1 pseudogene is annotated in these 541 nt (G+C 68.8%); it reads left to right on the forward strand.

The features are described from left to right. Window positions 1-315: 315 nt before the first annotated feature. Window positions 316-541 (forward strand): annotated as a pseudogene (locus IF47_RS28405) (DNA-binding protein NsdB); the annotation flags it as partial.

Here is a 541-nt window from a genome sequence, read left to right on the forward strand (position 1 = left end):
GGGCGAGGTAGGGGCCACTGTCCGTGGGACGCGGGTGCAGCGACCGGGGCGGTGCGGACACGGAGGATGATGCTGCGTACATGGGCGAGACAGATCCCTTCGTGTGCCTGCGACGACAGCGCACACCCGGCCCGGACTCCCTGGAGCATCCTGGGGAATGTCCCTGCGGCGACCGGGTCGGGGTGGCGCTTTCCTACCTGACACCGGATGTCCGGTGGCACACCATCTGGCGAACCCTGGCGAACCCTGGCGAATAGTCGCCCGGCATGTCTCCCCGGGCTACTGTCAACTCAGCCGAGTACCTGGGGGCTTGATGTGAGCGGACAACCCAACACCCGTCTCTCGGACCTGTTCGGCCTGGCCGGCTGGTCGAAGGGCGAACTCGCGAGGCTGGTCAACCGGCAGGCGGCGGCCATGGGTCACCCCCAGCTCTCGACCGACACCTCCCGGGTGCGGCGTTGGATCGACACGGGAGAGATCCCGCGCGATCCGGTGCCGCGGGTGCTGGCGGTTCTGTTCACCGAGCGTCTCGGCCGTGTCG

Origin of the sequence: Streptomyces megasporus, from assembly GCF_000718985.1 — a bacterium.
Lineage (GTDB): Bacteria > Actinomycetota > Actinomycetes > Streptomycetales > Streptomycetaceae > Streptomyces > Streptomyces megasporus.